At 59.9% G+C, this 22,811-nt stretch carries 23 protein-coding genes; 11 read left to right on the top strand and 12 right to left on the bottom strand.

Features of this window, described 5'->3' with window-relative positions; all coding sequences use genetic code 11:
* Positions 1-5: 5 nt before the first annotated feature.
* On the top strand, positions 6-602 hold the full coding sequence (gene paaY, locus ACJ8HA_RS02395) for a phenylacetic acid degradation protein PaaY (RefSeq protein ID WP_021505794.1): 597 nt from the start codon (positions 6-8) through the stop codon (positions 600-602).
* A 50-nt stretch (positions 603-652) separates the two neighbouring features.
* Here paaY and ACJ8HA_RS02390 read toward each other — a convergent pair whose 3' ends face one another.
* The 5 genes from ACJ8HA_RS02390 to ACJ8HA_RS02370 form a co-directional block, all read right to left on the bottom strand.
* Positions 653-2,050 (bottom strand): amino acid permease, encoded by a 1,398-nt coding sequence (locus ACJ8HA_RS02390; protein ID WP_025303372.1) that lies wholly within the window; start codon positions 2,048-2,050, stop codon positions 653-655.
* 20 nt (positions 2,051-2,070) lie between these two features.
* Positions 2,071-3,258, bottom strand: coding sequence for an amino acid aminotransferase (locus tag ACJ8HA_RS02385; protein ID WP_025303373.1), 1,188 nt, complete (start codon positions 3,256-3,258; stop codon positions 2,071-2,073).
* A gap of 58 nt (positions 3,259-3,316) precedes the next feature.
* Positions 3,317-3,688, bottom strand: coding sequence for a RidA family protein (locus ACJ8HA_RS02380; RefSeq protein WP_025303374.1), 372 nt, complete (start codon positions 3,686-3,688; stop codon positions 3,317-3,319).
* A 1-nt stretch (position 3,689) separates the two neighbouring features.
* A complete protein-coding gene (locus ACJ8HA_RS02375; protein ID WP_151429327.1) occupies positions 3,690-4,487 on the bottom strand; it encodes an alpha/beta hydrolase in 798 nt (265 codons plus the stop codon).
* A 147-nt stretch (positions 4,488-4,634) separates the two neighbouring features.
* Entirely contained in the window at positions 4,635-5,546 is a 912-nt protein-coding gene (locus ACJ8HA_RS02370) for a LysR family transcriptional regulator (protein ID WP_151429328.1), read from the bottom strand.
* Positions 5,547-5,644: 98 nt separating this feature from the next.
* On the opposite strand from ACJ8HA_RS02370, the gene ACJ8HA_RS02365 reads away from it, so the two are divergent.
* Both ACJ8HA_RS02365 and ACJ8HA_RS02360 read left to right on the top strand, forming a co-directional pair.
* Positions 5,645-6,262 carry a glutathione S-transferase family protein gene (locus tag ACJ8HA_RS02365; protein WP_049203978.1) on the top strand — a complete coding sequence of 206 codons (618 nt, stop codon included), beginning with the start codon at positions 5,645-5,647 and terminating at the stop codon, positions 6,260-6,262.
* Between the two features lie 4 nt (positions 6,263-6,266).
* A complete protein-coding gene (locus tag ACJ8HA_RS02360; protein ID WP_151429329.1) occupies positions 6,267-7,181 on the top strand; it encodes a pyridoxamine 5'-phosphate oxidase family protein in 915 nt (304 codons plus the stop codon).
* Positions 7,182-7,218: 37 nt separating this feature from the next.
* On the opposite strand, the gene ACJ8HA_RS02355 is transcribed toward ACJ8HA_RS02360, so the two are convergent.
* Positions 7,219-7,434, bottom strand: coding sequence for a glycogen synthase (locus ACJ8HA_RS02355; protein WP_004935234.1), 216 nt, complete (start codon positions 7,432-7,434; stop codon positions 7,219-7,221).
* 214 nt (positions 7,435-7,648) lie between these two features.
* Between ACJ8HA_RS02355 and gabD the strand changes: the two genes are divergently transcribed.
* The 3 genes from gabD to ACJ8HA_RS02340 all read left to right on the top strand — a co-directional run bounded on the left by gabD (position 7,649) and on the right by ACJ8HA_RS02340 (position 10,028).
* Positions 7,649-9,124, top strand: coding sequence for an NADP-dependent succinate-semialdehyde dehydrogenase (gene gabD / locus ACJ8HA_RS02350; protein ID WP_025303379.1), 1,476 nt, complete (start codon positions 7,649-7,651; stop codon positions 9,122-9,124).
* Between the two features lie 99 nt (positions 9,125-9,223).
* Positions 9,224-9,637 (top strand): GyrI-like domain-containing protein, encoded by a 414-nt coding sequence (locus ACJ8HA_RS02345; RefSeq protein ID WP_151429330.1) that lies wholly within the window; start codon positions 9,224-9,226, stop codon positions 9,635-9,637.
* 22 nt (positions 9,638-9,659) lie between these two features.
* Complete coding sequence (locus tag ACJ8HA_RS02340) at positions 9,660-10,028, top strand: glyoxalase superfamily protein (RefSeq protein WP_089181684.1); 369 nt, start codon at positions 9,660-9,662, stop codon at positions 10,026-10,028.
* Between the two features lie 6 nt (positions 10,029-10,034).
* On the opposite strand, the gene ACJ8HA_RS02335 is transcribed toward ACJ8HA_RS02340, so the two are convergent.
* A complete protein-coding gene (locus ACJ8HA_RS02335; protein WP_442515180.1) occupies positions 10,035-10,430 on the bottom strand; it encodes a (R)-mandelonitrile lyase in 396 nt (131 codons plus the stop codon).
* A gap of 172 nt (positions 10,431-10,602) precedes the next feature.
* Between ACJ8HA_RS02335 and ACJ8HA_RS02330 the strand changes: the two genes are divergently transcribed.
* Positions 10,603-11,496: a LysR family transcriptional regulator gene (locus ACJ8HA_RS02330; RefSeq protein WP_043140030.1), complete on the top strand. Its 894-nt coding sequence runs from the start codon at positions 10,603-10,605 to the stop codon at positions 11,494-11,496.
* On the opposite strand, the gene ACJ8HA_RS02325 is transcribed toward ACJ8HA_RS02330, so the two are convergent.
* The gene (locus tag ACJ8HA_RS02325; protein ID WP_442515179.1) at positions 11,493-12,482 is read right to left on the bottom strand and encodes an aldo/keto reductase; all 990 of its coding nucleotides are present in this window, start codon (positions 12,480-12,482) and stop codon (positions 11,493-11,495) included. The two genes, ACJ8HA_RS02330 and ACJ8HA_RS02325, sit on opposite strands and share 4 nt — an antisense overlap.
* Positions 12,483-12,787: 305 nt before the next feature.
* Between ACJ8HA_RS02325 and pqqU the strand changes: the two genes are divergently transcribed.
* The 3 genes from pqqU (at position 12,788) to ACJ8HA_RS02310 (ending at position 18,035) form a co-directional block, all read left to right on the top strand.
* Positions 12,788-14,926: a TonB-dependent receptor PqqU gene (pqqU, locus tag ACJ8HA_RS02320; RefSeq protein ID WP_436410187.1), complete on the top strand. Its 2,139-nt coding sequence runs from the start codon at positions 12,788-12,790 to the stop codon at positions 14,924-14,926.
* Positions 14,927-15,073: 147 nt separating this feature from the next.
* Positions 15,074-17,446 carry a glucose/quinate/shikimate family membrane-bound PQQ-dependent dehydrogenase gene (locus ACJ8HA_RS02315; RefSeq protein WP_025303386.1) on the top strand — a complete coding sequence of 791 codons (2,373 nt, stop codon included), beginning with the start codon at positions 15,074-15,076 and terminating at the stop codon, positions 17,444-17,446.
* 409 nt (positions 17,447-17,855) lie between these two features.
* Positions 17,856-18,035: a hypothetical protein gene (locus ACJ8HA_RS02310; RefSeq protein WP_019453466.1), complete on the top strand. Its 180-nt coding sequence runs from the start codon at positions 17,856-17,858 to the stop codon at positions 18,033-18,035.
* A 30-nt stretch (positions 18,036-18,065) separates the two neighbouring features.
* On the opposite strand, the gene ACJ8HA_RS02305 is transcribed toward ACJ8HA_RS02310, so the two are convergent.
* The 3 genes from ACJ8HA_RS02305 to ACJ8HA_RS02295 form a co-directional block, all read right to left on the bottom strand.
* The gene (locus tag ACJ8HA_RS02305; RefSeq protein ID WP_025303388.1) at positions 18,066-19,499 is read right to left on the bottom strand and encodes an EmmdR/YeeO family multidrug/toxin efflux MATE transporter; all 1,434 of its coding nucleotides are present in this window, start codon (positions 19,497-19,499) and stop codon (positions 18,066-18,068) included.
* 113 nt (positions 19,500-19,612) lie between these two features.
* Positions 19,613-20,011 (bottom strand): type II secretion system pilot lipoprotein GspS, encoded by a 399-nt coding sequence (gene gspS, locus ACJ8HA_RS02300; protein WP_442515178.1) that lies wholly within the window; start codon positions 20,009-20,011, stop codon positions 19,613-19,615.
* 76 nt (positions 20,012-20,087) lie between these two features.
* Entirely contained in the window at positions 20,088-20,288 is a 201-nt protein-coding gene (locus ACJ8HA_RS02295; protein ID WP_016927170.1) for a hypothetical protein, read from the bottom strand.
* Positions 20,289-20,471: 183 nt separating this feature from the next.
* Between ACJ8HA_RS02295 and ACJ8HA_RS02290 the strand changes: the two genes are divergently transcribed.
* Positions 20,472-20,804, top strand: a complete 333-nt coding sequence (locus ACJ8HA_RS02290) for an NIPSNAP family protein (RefSeq protein ID WP_060447869.1) — start codon at positions 20,472-20,474, stop codon at positions 20,802-20,804.
* A gap of 1,280 nt (positions 20,805-22,084) precedes the next feature.
* Here ACJ8HA_RS02290 and ACJ8HA_RS02285 read toward each other — a convergent pair.
* Positions 22,085-22,717, bottom strand: coding sequence for a helix-turn-helix domain-containing protein (locus tag ACJ8HA_RS02285; RefSeq protein WP_060433484.1), 633 nt, complete (start codon positions 22,715-22,717; stop codon positions 22,085-22,087).
* Positions 22,718-22,811 lie beyond the last annotated feature (94 nt).

Below are 22,811 nucleotides of genomic sequence, written 5' to 3'. Positions count from 1 at the left end.
ACGCTATGCCTGTGTATCAGATTGACGGCCTGACGCCGGTCGTTGACCCAAGCAGTTACGTGCACCCGACGGCGGTGCTGATCGGCGACGTGATCGTCGGCAAACACGTGTATATCGGCCCGAACGCCAGCCTGCGCGGCGATTTTGGCCGCCTGGTAATCTGCGACGGCGCCAACATTCAGGACAACTGCGTGATGCACGGCTTCCCGCAGCAGGACACGGTGGTGGAAGAAGACGGCCATATCGGCCACGGCGCCATCCTGCACGGCTGCCGCATTCGCCGCAACGCGATGGTGGGCATGAACGCGGTGGTGATGGACGGTGCGGAGATCGGCGAGAACACCATCGTCGGCGCGATGGCGTTCGTCAAAGCCGCGGCGGTGATCGAAGCCAACAAGCTGGTGGTCGGCAGCCCGGCGCGCGTGCTGCGCGATCTGACCGAACAGGAGCTGGCCTGGAAGATCGCCGGCACCCGCGAGTATCAGGATCTGGTACAGCGCTGCAAATCCTCGCTGCACGAAGTGGCGCCGCTGACCGAAATCGAACCGGGCCGCCAACGCCTGAGCTTCGGCGACCACCTGATCCCGAAAAGCCAGCTTTAATCCCCGGGGCTGAGATGCGCCTCAGCCCCTCCCCTTATTACTCCACCTCATTACTCCACCTCCGGCGCCTTGAACGGCGACGGTGTAGCCGCGCGGCGGCTCTGGAAGTGATAAGCCACCACCAGCAGCAAGGTGAACGGAATGCCGAACCACAGCGTCATGCGGAAGAATTCGGTAAACGCCGTCGAGATCATCAGCGCCGCCATCAGCCCGGCGCCGAGCAAGGTGGTATAGGGAAAGCCCCACATGCGGAACTTCAGGTGGGTCTGCCGATGCCGGCGGCGGAAGAACAGGTGGGTGACGAAAATCATCAGCCAGGTAAAGCAGGCGCCATACACCGAGATAGACATCATGGCGGCGAACGAGGTTTCCGGCGCCACCAGGCTCAGCACGATGGACACCACGATACCGATGCACGACATCGCCAACGCATTGACCGGAATGCCGCGCCGGCTGACGCGCCCCAATGCCGCCGGCGCCTGCCCGGCACGCGACAGCGAGAACATCATGCGGGTGGTGATGTACAGCTGGCTGTTCATTGCCGACAGCGCTGCCACCAGCACGATAAAGTTGAAAATACCGGCGGCGGCGGGCAGATGGATCACGTTCATCGCCATCAGGAACGGGCTTTCGCCGGTGCCGGACTGGCGCCAGGGCACGATGGCCAGCATCAGGGCGATCGACAGCATGTAGAAGATGAACAGCCGCACGATGGTGCCCTTGAACGCCGCCTTCACCGCAATCACCGGATTTTTCGCCTCGCCGGCGGCCACCGCAATCATTTCAATGCTCAGGTAGCTGAAGATGGACACGATCACCGCGAACCACATGCCCTTGACGCCAAACGGCATGAAGCCGCCGGCGGTCAGGTTGCGCAGGCCGTAGGCCGGGTTGCCCGAGAATGCCAGAATGCCGATGCCGATCAGAATAAACGCCACGATCGCCGTCACTTTGACGGTGGACAGCGCGTATTCCACCTGGCCGAACGACTTCACCCCGATCACGTTGACGACGATCACCGCCGCCGAGAACAGCAGCACCCACGGCCAGGTCGGCGTCGCCGGGAACCAGAACTGCATGTACATGCCGATGGCGGTGACTTCGGTACCCACCGCCAGCACCACACAGGACCAGTAAGAATAACGCACCAGAAAACCGAACAGCGGGCCGAGATAGAATTCGGCGTAGTCGCCGAACGAGCCGGGCGTTGGGTGTTCGGAGGTCATCTCCGCCAGGCTGCCCATCAGCAGCAGCGCAATGACGCCGCCGATCAGGTAGCTCAACAATACCGACGGCCCCGCCATCTGAATGGCGTAGGCGCTGCCGAGAAACAGCCCGGTGCCGATGGCGCCGCCGATCGCCAGCATCGACATCTGCCCGGCGGTAAGATGCTTGTTCAACCCGCCCTGACGGCGGGCGATATGCTCAAAATCATTCATCTGTGGCATGGCTGGGTTCCCGAGCGGAGTTAGGCGGTACGGGTGACGTCGAGAATGGCGGCGGTCACATAGTCAATGTTGCCGGGATTGAGCCCCGGCAGGCACATGCGGCCGGGCGAGACCAGATAGATGGCATAGCGCTGCCGCAGGGTCTGCAGCTGCGCTTCGTTCAGGCCGGTATAGCTGAACATGCCGCGCTGATCGCGAATACGCCGGTGATCCAGCGAAGAGCCACCCTGCGCCAGCCCGGCGGCCAGCTGTTCACGCATTTGCTTGATGCGCGAGCGCATTTCTGCCAGCTCATTGCGCCAAAGCTCGCCAAGTTCGGCGTCGCCGAGCAGGGTTTCCACGATCTGGCTGCCGTGCGTCGGCGGGCAGGAGTAGCTGCGGCGGATCAGCGTTTTTAACGCCCCTTTGACGTTGGCGGCATTTTCCGCGTCGGCGCAGCGCACCGACAGCGCGCCCAGACGCTGGCCGTACAGCGCGACGTTTTTGGAAAACGAATTGCAGACCAAAAACGGCAGATCGGTTTTCAGCGCTTCGCGCAACGCAAAGCAGTCCTCCTCCAGCCCGTCGCCGAAGCCCTGATAGGCGATATCGAACAGCGGCAGCAGGCTGCGTCGCTGCAGCACGGCGAGCGTGGCGCGCCACTGCTCCGCCGTCAGATCGGTGCCGGTCGGGTTATGGCAACAAGGATGCAACAGGACCACGCTGCCCGGCGGCAGGCTGTCCAACGCGTCGAGCATGGCGGCGAAACGCAGGCCGCCCGCCGCTTCATCAAAGTAGGGATAGGTATTCACCCGCAGCCCGGCGCCTTCGAAAATCGCCCAGTGATTGGCCCAGGTGGGATCGGACACCCAAATTTCACCGCGCGCCAGAAAGTGGCGCAAAAAATCCGCCGCCAGCTTCAACGCGCCGGAGCCGCCGACGGTCTGCACCGTGGCGATCTCGGCCGCCTGTTGCTCACCGAACAGCAGCGTCTGCACCTGGCGAGCAAACTGCGACGAACCCTCGATCGGCGGATAGCCATGTGGGCGACGCAGCGCCAACAATCGCTGTTCGGCCGCCTCAACCGCGCGCATCAGCGGAATATTCCCCTGTCGGTCGTAATACAGACCAATGCCTAAATTCACTTTTTGCGGATTGGGGTCCTGCAAATAGGCTTCCATCAGCGACATAATAGGATCGGCCGCGGAAGGTGCAATCTGTTTAAACATGACACATCCTTAACTCGTTATTGAATTAATATAAAGGCGAACTTAAGAAGAAATTAAATCAGGCGATGGCGCTGACGGTAATTTCTATTTTCATTCCCGGCACCACCAATTTTTCGACAATGACCGTGGAGCGATTGGGATAAGGATAATTAAAGTATTTCCGGTAAATATCATCGAGACATTTAACGTCGTTGACGTCGGTGAGATACACGATCACCTGCAGAACCTTATCGCTGTGGCTGCCCGCCGCCTTCAGCGTCTGCGCCAGATTATCGAAGGTCAGCGTAATCTGTCGCTCCGGCGCGCCGGTGTCGATGCTGCCGTCCGCCCGCACCGGGCCGTGAGCGGTAAACAGCATGCCGCCGCCCCGGGTGGCCCAGGAAAAAGGCTGGCCGATCTCCGGCAGCCCGGTATCTACGATCTCGCGCATGTCAGTGGTTCCCGTGGTGGTTAAGTTGGCGAAGCAGCGCGCCGTCGGCGGCGAACAACGCATCCAGAATGGTGAAATGATTGGCGCCGGGCACCGCGACCAGTTCTGCCGACAACCCGCGTTGGCGCAGCGCCGCATGATAGTGTTGCGACTGGCCTCTCAGTTCCGGCAGCTCCAATGCGCCGTAATACAGCGTAAGCGGCTTGCCGCGCGTCGGCAGGTGGCGCGCCGGGCTGAGCGTTTCAATTTGCCGCGCAGTCAGCTGCAGCGCCCGATTGACATAGCTTTGTTGCAGCGGCGCCAGCTCGAACAGGCCGCTGATGGGAAAGACCGCATCCACCAACGCATGCTGCTGCCAAAACGCCGCCAGATGGCCGCCGGCGGAATGGCCACACAGATGCACCGGATAGGCATAGTGCGGCGGCAGGCGGCGCTGAATGGCATTCAACGCCATACCGATCTGCCGGCATATTTCGTCGAGATCCACCGCCGGCGCGAGCGCATATTCCACCAACACCACGTCAAAACCCAACGCCAACGGCCCGGCGGCGATAAAGGCGAAATCTGCCTTATCGCAGAATTGCCAATAGCCGCCGTGAATAAAAATTAACGTCCCCTGATGCTGCTTTGCAGAATAGAGCCAATCCAATGTTTCGCGTTCGCCGTTGCCATAAGCAATATTGTTTTCATGGCGCGTCTGTTTATAAACAGCCGCACTGCGGGTTTGAAATGAAGTCAAAATAGCCGCTTCATTATCCACCGTGGCGCCGTTGTCATAACTCCCCGCAAGTGGTTTCATATATTAAACTTCGTTTATTATTTAAGATGTGAATTAACTATTAGCACCGGCAACATTATTGTCAAGACGGGCGCATCAGCAATGCGCGCCCGGTAAAATAAAACCTGATGAATAATGAAAAAGTTTAACCCATGAAACTTTTTGCGCTTATTTCCCCCGCACACCCGGATGAATTTGCGGCAAGGCGCTGAGCCGTTCAAATGCATAATCCCAAAAGGCGCGCACCTTCAGCGGCATGTGCTGCGCCTGCTGCGCCACCAGCTGTACCGGCATAGGCAACGGCTCGTGATCCGTCAACAGCCGCACCAGCGTACCGGCGGCCAAATCGTCCGCCACCTGATACGAGAGCAACCGGGCGACGCCCTTGCCGGCGCGCACCGCCAGCAGTTGCGCTTCCACGTCGTTGAGCAACAGCCGGGGAGCCAATCGCACGCGCTCGCCGTTTTCCTGCGGGCCGAAGCGCCATTCGCGCAGCGACGGCCGCTGGGTGCCGACGATGGTGGCATGATCCGCCAGTTGCGCCGGTGAGCTCGGTTCACCGCAGCGCGCCAGGTAATCCGGGCTGGCGACCGTCACCCGGCTGACCTGCCCCAGCCGCCGCGCCACGCGCGAAGAGTCCTGCAGATGACCGATGCGCACCGCGATATCCAACCCTTCGTCAATCAGATCGAGATTGCGATCGTTCAATACCATTTCGATCTGCATCTGCGGGTAATCATCGAGAAACGCCATCACCACCGGCGCCACGTAGCGGCGGCCGAACTGCACCGGCGAAGTAACGCGCAGCAAGCCGCTCAGCTGCGCTTCGGCGGTATCCTGCACCACCGCCTGATAATCCTGCAGCAGCTGTTGCGCACGTTCCAACAGCCGCATACCCGCTTCGGTGGGCGCCAGCCGCCGGGTCGTTCGCTCCACCAATCGGGTGCCGAAACGCTGTTCCAGCGCGGCGATCGCCCGGGTGATCGCCGGCGCCGAACGCCGCAGTTTGCGCCCGGCCGCCGCCAGGCTGCCTTGCTGCACCACCGCCACGAAGATCGCCAACTCGTCTAACCGATCCATAGATTCTTCCGAAAAGTGAAATTATCAATTTCCACATTGCCGGATTTCGCTCGTTCAACGCAAGAGTATGCTGACAAAAAGCACTGAGGAGAAACGCCATGTCCACCATCACACTCTACGGCACCCCGCTTTCCGGCCACGTTCATCGCGTGGCGTTGCTACTGCGTATGCTGGCGCTGCCCTATGCATGGGTCGAAGCCTCGGCGGACGTACGGCAGAGCGCAGCCTTCCGCCGGCTCAATCCGTTCGGCCAGATCCCGGTCTTACAGGATGGCGATCTGACGCTGGCCGACAGCAACGCCATTCTGGTCTATCTGGTGAAGCGCTATGCGCCGGACAGTCACTGGCTGCCGGAACAGCCGGCGGCGGCCGCGCGGGTGCAGGCCTGGCTTTCCAAAGCCGCCGGTGAAGTTCGCTACGGCCCGGCCTCTTGCCGACTGATCGCCCAATTCGCGGTGCCGGAGGATTATCAGGCGGCGCGGGCGGTCAGCGATCGTTTTCTGCCGCAGATGGAACAGCATTTGAGCGAGCGGGACTACCTGGCCACCGAACAGCCCACCATCGCCGATCTGGCCTGCCACAGCTACGTAGCGGTCGCGGCCGAAGGCGGCATTTCGTTGGCGCCTTACCCTGCGATACGGCGCTGGGCGGCGCGCATCGTTGCACTGCCCGGCTTCTTTGCCATGCCGGCCCTGCCGGAACCGGCGGCGAGCTGACGCCATGATCCCGCAACTGTTCCATCCGGATGAGCTGCGCGCACAGACGCTGGCCGGGTTTGGCGGCGTAGGCGGCGGCATCTACCCCACGATGCCGGATCAGCACCGCGCGTTTTTCGCCGCGCTGCCCTACCTGTTCGTCGCCACGCTGGATGAACAAGGCTGGCCCATCGCCACCCTGTTTACCGGCCCGCCCGGATTTTTACGCACGCCGGACGACACGCATTTACGCATCAGCGCGCCGCGCCGCAGCGACGATCCCGCCCAGGCGCTGTTGCTGCCCGGCAAGCCGGTCGGCGCGCTGGGGCTGGATTTCAGCAACCGGCGGCGCAACCGCGCCAACGGCGCCGTCAGCCGCACCGACAAAAACCGGGTGGAAATCCTCGTTCAGCAAAGCTTCGGCAACTGCCCGCAGTACATTCAGCGCCGAGAACTTTACCCGGTGGACAGCCGGCCGCAGCCGGTTGAGCATTTAGCCTCGCTGGATGCGGCGGCGCAGGCGCTGATCCGCGCCGCGGACACCTGCTTCGTCGCCAGCGGCGCGCACCTGGCACTGGCGCAGGGCGGCGTGGATATTTCCCATCGCGGCGGCCGCCCCGGCTTTATCCATCTGGAAGGCGACACGCTGTGGATGCCGGATTTTCGCGGCAACCGCTACATGAACACGCTGGGCAATCTGCTGGCCGAACCGCGGGCGGCGCTGCTGTTCATCGATTTTGAACGCGGCGACGTGCTGCATCTGCAGGGGGAAACGCAGATCCTCTGGCAAACGGAGGGGCATCCCGCCGTTGAAGGCGCAGAACGCTATTGGCGGTTTGACGTGCGCCGCGCCTGGCGTTTTGCGGCAGCGCTGCCGTGGCGGGGACGAAATCTGGAGTATTCGCCGGCAACGCTGGCGACCGGGGTGTGGCACCGCTGAAATGAAAAGCCCCGCTGCGGCGGGGCTGGATCGGAAATTACAGGCTGTGTTCGGCCGCCGATGCGGCCTGATAAAGCTGACGAAAATAATTCAACCGCGCAAAGAACAGGCGGCTTTGCTGCTCCGACATATTGCCGGCCACCTGCCCGGCGTCAATCTGCCGCCCTTGCCATTCCATCAGAGCGATGCTCGACGCCAAAAAATCCATTTCGCTGCCGTAGGCCGCGAGATGTCTGTCCACTGATTTCATCATTCGCACACTCCTTTTAATTACATCGAAAAGGGTCATATGCCTGCTCTTTCAGTATCGGCCCGACGGAGGATATTTTTTGTACAGAAGGTGCGCATAAAGAAAACGACCATCTTGTTGCCGCGCGGGCAAACGGCGGCGGCAAAATTTGCTAGGGTAAAGGGTAGCCGTATGGGATAGACCACTCTGTTGAACTCAGGAAAGAAGGAAGAGACTCATGAGCACCAGCATCTGCGCTACCCTCAAGGATCCCACGCTGTTCCGCGAGGCCAACTACATCGACGGGCAATGGTTGCCGGCCCAGGAAGGCCGTTCGATCGCCATTCATAACCCCGCCAACGGAGAACGGGTCGGCCACGTACCGGCCTTCGGCGCCGAAGAAACCGCTCGCGCCATCGCCGCCGCCAGAAAAGCGCTGCCCGCCTGGCGCGCGCTGACCGCCAAAGAGCGCGCCGGCAAGCTGCGGCGGCTGTTTGAATTGATGATGGAAAATCAGGAAGATCTGGCGCGCATCATGACGGCGGAACAGGGCAAACCGCTGGCCGAAAGCCGCGGTGAAATCGCCTATGCCGCCTCCTTTATCGAATGGTTCGCCGAAGAAGGCAAACGGGTATATGGCGACACCATTCCACAGCCGCAGGCCGGTCGCCGCATCATCGTGCAAAAAGAGCCGATCGGCGTGTTCGCGGCCATCACCCCGTGGAACTTCCCGGCGGCGATGATCACCCGCAAAGCCGGCCCCGGCTGGGCCGCCGGCTGCACCGGGGTGATCCGCCCCGCCAGCCAGACCCCGTTCTCGGCGCTGGCGATCGCCGTGCTGGCGGAGCGCGCCGGGCTGCCAGCCGGGGTATGCAACGTGATAACAGGCCCCAGCAAAGGCATCGGCGGCGAACTCACCGCCAACCCGGACGTGCGCAAACTCTCCTTCACCGGCAGCACCGAAGTCGGCGCGCAGCTGCTGGCCCAGTGTGCGCCCACCATCAAGAAAACCAGTATGGAGCTGGGCGGCAACGCGCCGTTTATCGTGTTTGATGACGCCGATCTGGACGCCGCCGTAGCCGGCGCGGTCGCCTCAAAATACCGCAACGCCGGCCAGACCTGCGTCTGTACCAACCGTTTTCTGGTGCAGGACGGCGTATACGATGCGTTCGCCGCCAAGCTGAAAGCCGCCGTCGCCAAGCTGAAAGTCGGCAACGGCCTGGATGATGGCGTCACCATCGGCCCGTTGATTAACTCGGACGCGGTGGAGAAAGTGCGCGAGCATATCGCCGACGCCGTCGAGCACGGCGCCTCGGTGCTGTTGGGCGGCAAGCCTGACGCGCTGGGCGGCAATTTCTTCACCCCGACTATCCTGACCGATGTGCCGCGCACGGCGAAAATCTTCCGTGAGGAGACGTTCGGCCCGGTGGCGCCCTTGATCCGCTTCAGCCAGGAGGCCGACGCCGTCGAACTGGCCAACGACACGCCGTTCGGCCTGGCCGCTTACTTCTACAGCCGCGACATCGGCCGGGTGATGCGCGTGGCCGAAGCGCTGGAGTACGGCATTGTCGGCATCAACGAAGGGCTGATTTCCACCGAAGTGGCGCCGTTCGGCGGCATGAAGCACTCCGGTTTGGGCCGCGAAGGCTCAAAATACGGCATCGAGGACTATCTCGAAATCAAATACCTGTGCCTCGGCGGTTTGGGCGCCTGATGTGATGGCCCCCCGCGCCTGCGGGGGCCCTGTCTGGCGGTTTTGGGGAGCTTTTGCTACCTTTAGGCATCTTTTCAGCGGTTAAAAGGAATTGCCTCTATGCAGCCCCTCTCGGTACACCTGCCCGATTTTTACGTCGCCGGCCAGACAATCAGAACCACCAATCAGGACGAAACCCAGCCCGAGACGGCTAAAATCCCCGCGCTGTGGTCAGACTTTTTCGCCACCTCGCCCGCCATGCCGGTTTACGGGGTCTACTCCAACTACGCCTCCGACGCCAGCGGGCCGTTTGATGTCACCGCCGGCAGTGAGGCACAGAGCGGTTTGCACATCCAACCTGGCCGCTATCTGGTGTTCCAGGCCCGAGGCGCCATGCCGGCGGCGGTCATCGAAGGCTGGCAAACCATCTGGGCCTACTTCGAGCAACACCCGGAAATCGAACGTCGCTTCCTGACCGACTTCGAAGCCTATACCGGCCCCGACGCGGTCGATATCCATATCGGCTGCCGCTAACGCGACAGTGAGGTCAACAATGATGACGCTCTCCCCCGCCATTCCGATCCTGCGTATCTTTTCCGTCGACAAGGCCAAAGAGTTTTATCTGGATTTTCTCGGTTTCACGCTGGCGTGGGAGCACCGCTTCAGCGAAGACCTACCGCTGTACATGCAGATGACCCGCACCGGGCTGACGCTGCACCTGAGCGAACACTACGGCGACAGCACGCCCGGCGCCGCCATTTTCATCCCGGTGCACGATATCGACGCGCTGCACCGGGAGCTCACGGCCAAAAACTATCGCTATGCCCGGCCGGGCCTGGAGATTGTCGACTGGGGCAAAGAGCTGAACCTCACCGATCCGTTCGGCAACCGGCTGCGGTTTTGCGAACAGAGCCCCTCGGCCTGATCGGCGTTATGGCCGATATTCCGCCTCGCTGACCGGCTCAAGCCAGGTCACCGGGCTGCCGTCCACCGCTTCGGCGATGGCGATATGGGTCATGGCGGTGTCCGATGTCGCACCGTGCCAGTGTTTGACGTCGGCCGGTATCCAAACGATATCGCCGGGATGCATCTCCTGCGTCTTCTCGCCCCACATCTGGATGCACCCGCGCCCCTGAGTGACGATCAGCGTCTGGCCGAGCGGATGCGTATGCCAGGCCGTGCGGGCGCCGGGTTCGAAGGTGACGGTCGCGCCGCCCACCCTGGCCGGCGCGTCACCGGCGAAGGGGGCATCGATGCGTACCTGCCCGGTAAAGTAATCCGCCGAACCGCACTGTGATGGGATAGAACCGCTGCGTTGTATTTTCATCTGTCGTGTCCTCCACGTCGGCTTTCCAACCGACGCTGATAGTTATAAGTCAGCGATGCCAAGATAGCGCCATGCTTTTCCGGTGACTAGCGGGTAAAATGCGCAAGGAGCTATGAGCTCAATTCATAAATCTACGCGCGGCAGCGCCCCAACTTTGCTCTCCGGTGCCGGTATGTTGAAAGAAAACTTTAACGATCTGATCGCTTTCCTGATGGTGGCCAGGGAGCGCAGCTTCACCAAAGCGGCGGCGCAGCTTGGGGTTTCCCAATCGGCACTCAGCCACGCTATTCGCGGCCTGGAAGAACGCCTGGCGCTGCGCTTGCTCACGCGCACCACTCGCAGCGTCGCCCCCACCGAGGCCGGTGAGCGGCTGCTCAACAGCATTGGCCCGCGCTTGGCGGAGATTGAAAGCGAGCTGAACGCGCTGGGTGAAATGCGCGATCGGCCCGCCGGCAACATCCGCATCACCGCCGGCGAACACGCGGTGGATGCAGTACTGTGGCCGGTGCTGCGCACTTTTCTCGTCGATTACCCGGATATCAACGTGGAAATCACCGTCGACAACAGCCTGACCGACATCGTCGCCGGGCGATTCGACGCCGGAATCCGGCTGGGGGAACAGGTGGCGAAGGACATGGTCGCGGTGCGCATCGGGCCGGACATGCGCATGGTGCCCGTCGCCTCCCCTGACTATTTCGCCCGTTACGGCCTCCCCGCTACGCCGCAAGCGCTGCAAAACCATCGCTGCATCAACATGCGCCTGCCCACCCTCGGCGGGCTGTACGCCTGGGAATTTGCCCGCGATGGCCGGGAGATTAAAGTGCGGGTGGAGGGGCAACTGACCTTCAACAGCCTGCGCCAGCGAATCGACGCCGCGCAGCTCGGCCTCGGCATCGCCTTTGTGCCGGAAGATACCGTCGCCGAGCCGCTGGCCGACGGTCGGTTGCTGATGGCGCTGGACGACTGGTGCCCGCCGTTTCCCGGTTATTACCTCTATTATCCAAGCCGCAGGCAACACACTACCGCCTTTGCGCTGCTGATTGAGGCGCTGCGACGCGGGGCTTAACGCCCGACGTTCTTCTGCAGATACGCCGGGTAACGATCGCCGATCACGTCGATAGCGGAGAGCGCACGCTCGATCGCGCCCAGTTCGTCCGCCGCCAACACCACCGACGCCGCCGCAAGGTTTTCTTCCAGCCGGTGACGCTTGGTGGTTGCCGGGATCGGCACGATCCACGGCTGCTGGGCCAGCAGCCAGGCCAGGGCGATCTGCGCCGGCGTCACGCCTTTGCGCTGCGCTATCTGCCCCAGCACGCTCACCACCGCCTGATTGGCCCGGCGCGCTTCGGCGCTGAAGCGCGGCACCAGGTTGCGAAAATCGCCGCTGTCAAAGGGGGTGTCCTCGGTAATGGCGCCGGTGAGAAAGCCTTTGCCGAGCGGGCTGAACGGCACCAGACCGATGCCCAGCTCTGCCAGCGTCGGCAAGATTTCACGCTCCGGCTCGCGCCACCACAGCGAATATTCGCTTTGCAGCGCCGTGACCGGCTGCACCGCGTGAGCTCGCCGAATGGTTTGCGCGCCGGCTTCCGACAGGCCGAAATACTTCACTTTCCCTTCGCGAATCAGTTGCTGCACCGTACCGGCCACCTCCTCGATAGGCACCTCAGGATCGACACGGTGCTGATACAGCAAATCGATCGTCTCTATCCGCAGGCGCTTCAACGAGCCTTCCACCGCCTGGCGAATATGCTCCGGACGGCTGTTCAACACCTGTTGCCCCGCCGGCTGCGGCAGATCGAAACCGAACTTGGTGGCGATGACGACCCGGTCGCGCACCGGCGCCAGCGCTTCGCCCAACAATTCCTCGTTGGTGAACGGACCATAAATCTCGGCGGTATCGAAGAACGTCACGCCCTCGTCAACCGCGGCACGGATCAGATCGACCGCCTGCCGTTTGTCGGTGGCCGGGCCGTAGCCAAAGCTCAGTCCCATACAGCCCAACCCCAACGCCGAGACTTCCAGCCCTTCGCGCCCTAATTTGCGTGTTTGCATCTTCACTCTCCCACTGATTGATACCGGCCCCGCCTGACGCGGAGCCGTTCCGGTGTGGTGACTGTAAAACGCGACTGCCGCCATGACTATGGGGCGAAATACGCTTGAGCTTATGAGCCAGGCTCATGAATCCGTTAACCGTCGCTGGGACCGGAGTTTTTGCGGGAACGTTCCTGCCCGAGATACTCTATACTGATATCAGGATGCCTTACCCTTTTCGTTTAGCGTCATGTAGATGGAGCGACAGATGGCTAACTCTGAATCGACTTGCAATTCCCTTTCAATACCAGTGGCAGATTTATTCCATGACCAATAAGAAAAGCGCCGTGCTTACCCCGGCTGCAATGCTATTGCTACATCCCATGTTTGCCAGTCAGGCGCTGGCGGCAGAAAATAATGAAGAGAAAAGCGACACCCTGGTGGTGATGGCGCAACCCACCGGATTGACCGAGCTGGGATCGCCGGTGTCCGTCAGCGTGATCGACGGCCAGGACCTGCGCAACGCCGCACCGCAGATTAACCTGTCGGAAAACCTCGGCAGCGTGCCGGGCCTGCAGCTCCAAAACCGGCAAAACTATGCGCAGGATCTGCAGCTGTCGATACGCGGATTCGGTAGCCGATCGATGTTCGGCGTGCGCGGGGTGCGCATGTACGTCGACGGCATTCCCGCCACCATGCCCGACGGCCAGGGACAAACCTCCAACATCGACATCAACTCCGTCGAGCGCATCGAGGTGCTGCGCGGCCCCTATTCCGCGCTGTACGGCAACGCTTCGGGCGGGGTGATCAACGTTGACACCCAGACCGGCACCCAGCCGCCAACGCTGGAGGCCGGCGGCTATTTCGGCAGCGACAATACCTGGCGCTATGGGGTGAAAGCGACCGGCGCCACAGGCGACGGTACCCAGGCCGGCGACGTCAACTACGCCATCTCGGGCACCCGCTTCACCACTCAGGGCTACCGCGATCACAGCGCCGCGCGGAAAAACCTCGGCAACGGCAAGCTCGGCGTGCGGCTGGACGGCGTCAGCACCCTGACGCTGATGTTCAACAGCGTCTCAATCGACGCCGGCGATCCGGGCGGCCTGACCGCAGCGGAATGGAAGGAAAACCCGCGCCAGGCGCCGCGCGCGGATCAATTTAACACCCGCAAGTCGCTCGATCAGACCCAGGCCGGCCTGCGCTATCAGCGCCAGATGAGCGAGCGCGACGAACTGACGCTGACTGCCTACCACGGCGAGCGCCACACCACGCAGTACCAGTCCATCCCGATGGGGCCACAGCTCAACCCCACCCACGCCGGCGGGGTGATCGTGCTGGAAAGAAAATATCAGGGCATTGACACTCGCTGGAAGCATGAGGATACTCTCGCATCGTTACCGGTAACACTGATCGGCGGTCTGGATTATGAAACCATGACCGAACGCCGCCAGGGGTTCGAAAACTTTATTCTGCGAGACGGCACTGTGGACTACGGCGAGAAAGGCGACCAGCGGCGCAACGAGAAGAACCGTATCTGGAACCTGGATCCTTACCTGCAAACCTCCTGGCAACTGACGCCGCGCTGGACGCTGGACGCCGGCCTGCGCTACAGCACCGTCAGCTTCGACTCGACCGACTATTACATCACGCCGCGCAACGGCGACGACAGCGGCAGCAAACGCTACCACCAGTGGCTGCCGATGGGCTCGCTCAACTACAAGATCAACCCGGCGTGGAACGTTTATCTCTCCGCCGGCCGCGGCTTTGAAACCCCGACCATCAACGAACTCTCCTACCGCCCCGACGGCCAGACGGGCCTCAATATCGGCCTGCAGCCGTCCACCAGCGATACCGTCGAACTGGGCAGCAAGCTGCGCCTCGGCAACGGCCTGGTGAGCGCTGCGCTGTTCCAGACCGATACCGACAACGAGCTGGTGGTGGCGGAAAGCAGCGGCGGACGCACCAGCTACGCCAACGCCGGCAAAACCCGGCGGCGCGGCCTGGAGCTGGCGCTGGATCAAGAGTTCGCACTGGACTGGCGCCTGCATATGGCCTGGACGCTGCTGGACGCCACCTACCGCAGCGAAATGTGCGGTAAATCCGGCTGTACCCCCGCCGGCAATCACCTGCCAGGCATCGCCCGCAACATGGGCTACGCCTCGCTGGCCTTTGCACCGCCGGAAGGCTGGCACGCCGGCGCGGAGCTGCGCTACATGAGCGACATTCAGGCCAACGACGCCAACAGCGCGCAGGCCCCCTCTTACACCGTGGCCGGCGTAAACGCCGGTTATCGCTTTACCTGGAACCGCTGGGCGCTGGACGTGTTCAGCCGGGTGGACAATATTTTCGACCGCCGTTACGTCGGTTCGGTGATCGTCAACGAAGGCAATGGCCGCTATTTCGAGCCGGCGCCGGGTCGCAACTGGGGTGGCGGCGCCACCTTGTCTTACCGCTTTGAATAAGGCAAAGCACCTTAAGGTTAAAAGACGGGATGGGTTTTACGTCACCCTAGCGGCTTCCCGCTGAAATAATAGGGAGAAACCGCGTGTTTTTTCCGATTTGGCTTAATCTCTAAATCGGGGACTTTCATTTTTGGTAAGGGTATTGCTATGCAAAATAAAGCGTCACTATCGCCGCTTATCGTCATAACGGCGCTGTTTGCCGCGCTGAGCGGGCTTTATCTGCTCGGCGGCGGCATCTGGCTGGCCAAGTTGGGCGGTTCGCTGTATTACATCATCGCCGGGCTGGTGCTGCTGGCGACCTCCTGGCTGCTGTTCCGCCGCCGCGCCACCGCGCTGCTGCTGTACGCGGTGTTCCTGCTGGGCACCACTATTTGGGCCCTGTGGGAAGTCGGCCCGGACTTCTGGGCGCTGACGCCGCGCCTGGACGTCACCTTCTTCTTCGGCCTGTGGCTGGTGCTGCCGTTTATCTACCGTAAGCTGGTCGCCAACGGCAAATTCGCCTACGGTGCGCTGAGCGCGGCGCTGGCGATCACCGTCATCGCACTGGCCTATGCCGTATTCAACGATCCGCAAGAGATCAACGGCACCCTTGACGCCGCGCAGGTCCAGCCGAAAGACGCCACCGGCGCCGACTGGCCGGCCTATGGCCGCACCCAGGAAGGCACCCGTTACTCGCCGCTGAGCCAGATCAACGACAAAAACGTTGGCCAGCTGCAAGAAGCCTGGCGTTTCCAGACCGGCGATCTGAAGACCGCCAACGATCCGGGTGAGATCACCAACGAAGTCACGCCGATCAAGATCCGCGATACCCTTTACATGTGTACGCCGCACCAGAAGCTGTTCGCGCTGGATGCCGCCACCGGTAAAGAAAAGTGGAAATTTGATCCGCAGCTGAAGTACAACCCGACCTTCCAGCACATCACCTGCCGCGGCGTGTCTTACCACGAAACCGCTGCAGCCGCGGGCGCCGCCGGCGATGCCGCACCGGCGATGTGCGCACGCCGCATCATTCTGCCGGTCAACGACGGCCGCCTGTTCGCGCTGGACGCCGAAACCGGCAAACCGTGCCCGGACTTCGCCAACAACGGCGAGCTGAACCTGCAGAGCAACATGCCGTATGCGACGCCGGGCCACTACGAGCCGACCTCGCCGCCGGTGATCACCGATAACGTGATCGTCGTTGCCGGTGCCGTGACCGACAACTACTCCAACCGTGAGCCTTCCGGCGTGATCCGCGGCTTCGACATCAACAGCGGCAAGCTGCTGTGGGCCTTCGATCCGGGCGCGAAAGATCCGAACGCCATCCCGGCGGACGAGCACCATTTCGTGCCGAACTCGCCGAACTCTTGGGCGCCGGCCGCCTATGACGCCAAGCTGGATATCGTCTATCTGCCGATGGGCGTCGCCACGCCGGACATCTGGGGCGGCAACCGCACCCCGGAAATGGAGCGCTACGCCAGCGGCCTGCTGGCGCTGAACGCCTCCACCGGCAAACTGGCCTGGTTCTATCAGACGGTCCACCACGACCTGTGGGATATGGACGTGCCGGCGCAGCCGACCCTGGCGGACATTACCGACAAGAGCGGTAAAAAAGTGCCGGTGATCTATGTGCCGACCAAAACCGGCAACATCTTCGTGCTGAACCGCACCAACGGCGAGCTGGTGGTGCCGGCGCCGGAGAAACCTGTACCTCAGGGCCCGGCCAAAGGCGACCGCCTGTCACCGACCCAGCCGTTCTCCGAGCTGACCTTCCGTCCTGAGAAGAAGCTGACCGGTGCGGACATGTGGGGCGCGACCATCTATGACCAGCTGGTCTGCCGCGTGATGTTCCACAGCCTGCGCTATGAAGGCACCTTCACCCCGCCTTCCGAGCAGGGCACGCTGGTGTTCCCGGGTAACCTGGGCATGTTCGAGTGGGGCGGCCTGGCCGTCGATACCGATCGCGAAATCGCCATCGCCAACCCGATCGCGCTGCCGTTCGTCTCCAAACTGATCCCGCGCGGCCCAGGCAACCCGATTGAGCCGCCGGAAGGCGACAAAGGCGGCAGCGGCACCGAGTCCGGCGTACAGCCGCAATATGGCGTGCCGTTCGGCGTTACCCTGAACCCGTTCCTGTCACCGTTCGGCCTGCCGTGCAAACAGCCGGCCTGGGGTTACATTTCCGCCGTGGATCTGAAAACCAACGACATCGTGTGGAAAAAACGCATCGGCACCGTGCGCGACAGCTCACCGCTGCCACTGCCGTTCAAAATGGGCATGCCGATGCTGGGCGGCCCGGTAACCACCGCCGGTAACGTGTTCTTCATCGGCGCCACCGCAGACAACTACCTGCGCGCCTTCAGCGTGACCAACGGTGAAAAACTGTGGGAAGCGCGCTTGCCGGCCGGCGGCCAGGCGACGCCGATGACCTATGAGGTCAATGGCAAGCAGTACGTGCTGATCTACGCCGGCGGCCACGGTTCCTTCGGCACCAAGCTGGGCGACTATGTGATCGCTTACGCCCTGCCCGATCAGAAGTAACCACCGCCGTTAGTACCTCGCAAAGCACGCCGCAAGGCGTGCTTTTTCTTTTCCCTCCCCGCTGACACCCCTCTCGCAATACCCTTAATTTTTTCACTTTCATTATTGATAATGGTTATCATTCGCAATATTATGAATACATGGCCCCGGCAGCGGCCTGCAATCCTACTCCAGCTTAATGGTAATACTACGATCAGCCGCCTGCGGGCGGCCTTATTCGGAGGCGCATGGTCGACCATACTCGGAAGCATAGAAAGAAAATTCTGCAAGCGGCGGTGAACACGCGGCGCGCCGGCCTGCCGTTCGCAGCGGATCCCCCTGTCGCCCCGACCTTTATTGGCTTGGCCCATCAGACGGAGGCGGTGCTGGTGCACCTAGTCGGCCATGATGACGTACAGGAGAAGCATAAATGAACCTGCAACCCTTTACCGCCATGCTGATGTTCGCCTACGTGCTGCTGATGGTGCCGCTGCTCTACGTCATCGACAGCCGACTGAGCGCCAGCAGACTGGTGCGCAAGGCCACGCAAAACGTCATCATTATCGCGTTGACGCTGTTGTTCTTCAGCGCGATGACGCTTTTATACTGAGGCCATCTCGCCGGTGCCCCGCGGCCGACGTTACTCGGCCTCCCGGCGTTTGGCCCGCGGATATTTCCACAGCCAGCGCCCGCTGATCATGCGCCAGTAGAACAAGGCGCCGCGCACCGCCCAATCGAAGAACATCCCCAACCAGACGCCCACCACGCCCATGCCCAGTTCGATACCCAGCACATAGCCAGCCACCACGCGGCAGCCCCACATGCCGAGCATCGTCACCCACATGGCAAAGCGGGCGTCGCGCGCGCCTTTCAGCCCGGCAGGCAACACCCATGAAGCGGCCCAGATCGGCATAAAGGCGGCGTTGAGCCAAATCAGGGTTTTCACCACCGTTTTCACATCATCCTGCGAGGTATAAAACGCGGCGAATACCCCGGCCAGCGGTGCCGTGCCCCAGGCGATGGCGGTCAGCCCAAGGGTCGATAGCCAGAAAATATGGCGCAGTTGCCGCTCCGCCTGACCGATCTCGCCCTTGCCGAGCCGCCGACCGACGATGATGGTCGAGGCCGATCCCAATGCGTTGCCCGGCAAGTTAATCAACGAAGCGATGGAGAAGGCGATGAAGTTGCCGGCGATAACGTTGGTGCCCATGCCGGCGACGAACATCTGCGTCAACAGCTTGCCGCCGTTGAACAGCACCGATTCGACGCTGGCGGGAATGCCGATCCCCAACACTTCCCACAGGATGCTCATCTTGAGCGGCGTGAAATAACTTTTCAGCGTAATGTGCAGCGCCGGATTAAAGCCGATCGCCAGCACATAGAGGATGGCGATGGCGCCGATATAGCGGGAAATCGTCAGCCCCAGCCCGGCGCCGACAAAGCCCAGCCCGTGCCAGCCGAGCATGCCGTAAATCAGGATGCTGCTGATGATGATATTGAGGATATTCATGCCACCATTGATCAGCAGCGGGATCTTGGTATTACCCGCGCCGCGCAACGCGCCGCTGCCGATCAGCGCAATCGCCGCCGCCGGGTAGCTCCACACCGTGGTCTGCAGGTAAGAGAGCGCCAGCGCTTTCACCTCCGGCGACGCCGCGCCGGCGATCACATCGATGATCGATTCGCCCGCCAGGTGAATGCCCGCCGCCAACAGCACCGCCACGCCGGTCATCAAGACCAGCGACTGACGCGCCGCCGCCCGCGCACGCCGGCGATCGCGCTTGCCGAGGCTGAAGGCCACCACCACGGTGGTGCCGAGATCCACCGCGGCAAAAAAGGCAATGATCACCATGTTGAAGCTGTCCGCCAGCCCCACCCCGGCCATCGCCTCTTTGCCGAGCCAGCTCACCAGAAAGGTGCTCAGCACCCCCATCAGCAAAACGCAGGCATTCTCCAGAAAGATCGGCACCGCCAGCGGCGTGATCTCGCGCCAGAACAGCACGCGGTAGCTTTTCCGTTTGGCGTACCAGGGCGTATTTTCCACGCGCTGACGCAGTGCGGCATACAGATTCAAGGTGGGCTCGATGGATAAAAGTGAAACATCATTTCAAATGATGATCGATAAATCGTTATCCTGCAAAGAATTTTTAGGCGCCCGTAACGAGCGCCCGACAGGCTTACCCAACGCTACTCCATGTAGTCTTCCTGATCGGCCTGCGCCGCCGCGATAAAACGCGCGGTACTGCGGCTGAGCGTGGCGCATTTGTCCGTCAGCAGCTGATTGTCCTGCTGCAGAGTCAGGTAACGCGCCTGGGTGAGCGTCGGCAACTGTCGATACCCTACCGCATGCGTATCCCAGCCGCGATGCTGCGCCGCACGCATCGCGGTGCGTTGCAATTTCACGTCGTCCGGCACGTCGCTGCGCCCGCAGTCCACGCGCAGGAAATGCCCGCCGGCCAGCATCAGAGCGATGTGATCCAATTGCGCCAGCAGCGGCGGCGCCGGTCGATGCGCCGTCTGCTGACAACCCGCAAGCAGCAGCAACGCCACCGCGCCGCAAAGAAACGTGCGAAACAGAGTAGACATGGGCGCTCCCGGAAACCTGTGGGTGATGCAATTATCTTAGGTGAGCGGATGCCGGGCGGCAAGGCGGGCAGCGCGCTTAGCGCCGGCCGCTGCTGACCTTGGTGGCGCGAGCGGGGTTGCCGGCGACGAATTCCAGCGTAGGGGAATAATAAAACGGCAGCCAGGCGTTATAGCCGCTCTCCCACTCCCATTTGACCGGGCAGGGCCACAGCATGTCTTCATGCAGGATGTAATAAATCCACCGCCCGGGCGGACGACGGGGTTTGCGCATTTTCATAGCGAGTACGACGGCCTGATGACGTGCGATAAGGTGAACTGCTGCATTTTACCGCGATTTGGGTCGCGGGGACAGCAGCTAAAACTACCATGACACCTAAGCATCTGTACCTGTACAGCGAAAATACTGTTTGTAAATACAGTACTCAGTATGGCATTATTATTTAAAACCCAAGGAGGGAATATGAAGATTATTGAGATAATTTTATATACTTTAAAACCTAATAGTGGATTACGATTTCATAACATCATGAAAGATATTAGTATACCGCTACACATACGCTACGGAATAGATGTCATCGATTATGGGAATTCCCTACACGCTACTGATTCTTATTATTTAATACGCGCTTATGACAGTTTGGAGCATCTCAAATCCGCCCAAGAAGAGTTCTATAATAGTTCTGAGTGGAGAAATGGTCCGCGAGAATCCATCATCGAATTGATTGTCGTCAGTGTTAAATCAGTGATGGAGTGGGAAGATAGAGTTATCAACCAATTACGAGCCGATCAATAGAGTCACTTTACCCACTAAATATAGGAGATAGTCTGATGGAGACAGGCCCAGAGAATTCATTCGAAAAACTAATTAACATAATAAAGAAAAACTATGGATGGATTATAGGTATCTTGTCACCGATATCAATTCTACTATGCTTCCTAACCTTGTGGACTTACACCCGGTACATTGGCAGACCTGATATATTTGGTGAATCTATTGAGGCAACCCCACAAACGATATTAATACTTTTCACTGCAACACTCTCTTTGATGGCTTTTACTTTCTTGATTTTCGCCCCCTCTATCTTTCTTGTACAAGGCAGATTAGGATTGGTCATAAGCAATAATAACAGAAAAAAAATCAGTCTGGTATATTTTAGCTATTACAGTAGTAAATATGATTTTACTCGCCCTATCTTTGTTAAACTCCTGGACATCAAATAACTCTGCGCTCTGGCTAGCTCCAGGTGCCATATCATCGTTACTTTTAACTTGGTTGTTATTGAAAAAAAATCCTTATCTCACCACTGGATTTTGGACAAGCTTGTTTATCACGGGAAGTTCTTTATTTATATCAGCCGCCTGTTCTACGTCTTCATTACTACTGATATATGCCGACAATCAAGATAGCGCCCCCTTCTTACTGATATTACTGTGGCTTTCCATTATGTTCCTGTCTCTTACACCTGGACTGATCTATCTTTATTCCGAAAGCAATAGCACTGCCATTAAAATGAAACGAATCTCTCTTGGTATAAGCACCGTCACAATGTTGATCATTTTATTCGCGCCATCATTAATTAATCATGTTTCTCATAGGGCTATGAGCATTGCCCGGTTAATTGACCTTCAACCCAGATATTATCAAGTATCTCAAAGTAGCTATAACACCTCCAACCTTGACAAAGTAGAATGGAATATTGACAACATCAACAAAAACAGCTATCGAATTATAGCGTTTAGTCTATATAGTTTTGGCAGCAAACGTTTATTATGTCCATTCCCCTTGAATAAAAAACCCATACCAGAATTGAGAAAATATACTCACCAATGCATACTCTTTGATAAATCCGCACTTAAAACGTTGAATAGATTTATATAAAAATAGAATAAAAGGTGTTTAACCAAAACGTAAAAAAAACCAAATAAATTATTAACCAGCCACCAACCACATGTAGTTAAATAACGGCTACAACATCAGCTTTGATATTTTTATCGCCAAGCTTATTGGCTTTGCATCGCATAAATAAATGCGAAATAAAGTATTTAACTTCTGAACAAGTAACCAACCAGTCATCAACTCTCGGCCAGGCGGTACACTGGGACCTTGCGCGTCGTGCCGGTCAGGGTGTCGAAGATCTCCGTTTCCGCCGTCACGATCGCCATGCCAGTTTTTCTTAGCCTGCGCACCTCGGCAGCAATGCGCTGGATGCCGAACCAAAACAAGCCATCCAGCGCCGTCACCGGCAACCCTTGCTCCAGCGCCAGCTTAAGCCGCTCACGCGGCGCCTTGAGCGCTTTGGCAATTTCCCGGTAAGGCTGCGCGTCCACGCCCGACGCAGATGTTCGGTGAATACGGGTCGACAGGCCGTATTGGAAAGCCTCCGGCACGCCGCTCAAATCGCTTTTCAGGCTGTAGACACAGCCAAAGCGCTTGCCGTTGAACACCACATTTTTTTGACTGATCGACAACTCATCGCGCAGGCCGGCAATCAGCTGCGGCGCCCGCACCAGCAATAAGCGAAACGGCAATTCGAAACTGGTCACGTAGTCTACATTGAGCAGCGCAATGCGCAGACGCTCTTCCGCCCCGGCCTGCGTCTCGCGGCACTCGTTCAACACCTCGCTCCACTGGTGCGCGAGCCGCGGGGCTTCATCCAGCGGCGCGAAATGGTATTTCTCGATGTGGTAGTCGATTCTTTCGTTCATGTCCGTTGCCCCCGCGTCAGTCATCATTGCCATCAGCAAATTACCTTACCTGCGGTCAACAGTACAACACCGCATCGTGCAGCAGAATGCGGTC

Source organism: Serratia sp. CY33802 (assembly GCF_052169095.1).
GTDB classification, from domain to species: Bacteria; Pseudomonadota; Gammaproteobacteria; order Enterobacterales; family Enterobacteriaceae; genus Serratia; species Serratia bockelmannii.
The sequence above is the reverse complement of the archived record's forward strand: the minus strand, read 5'-3'. Positions and strand labels throughout refer to the sequence as shown.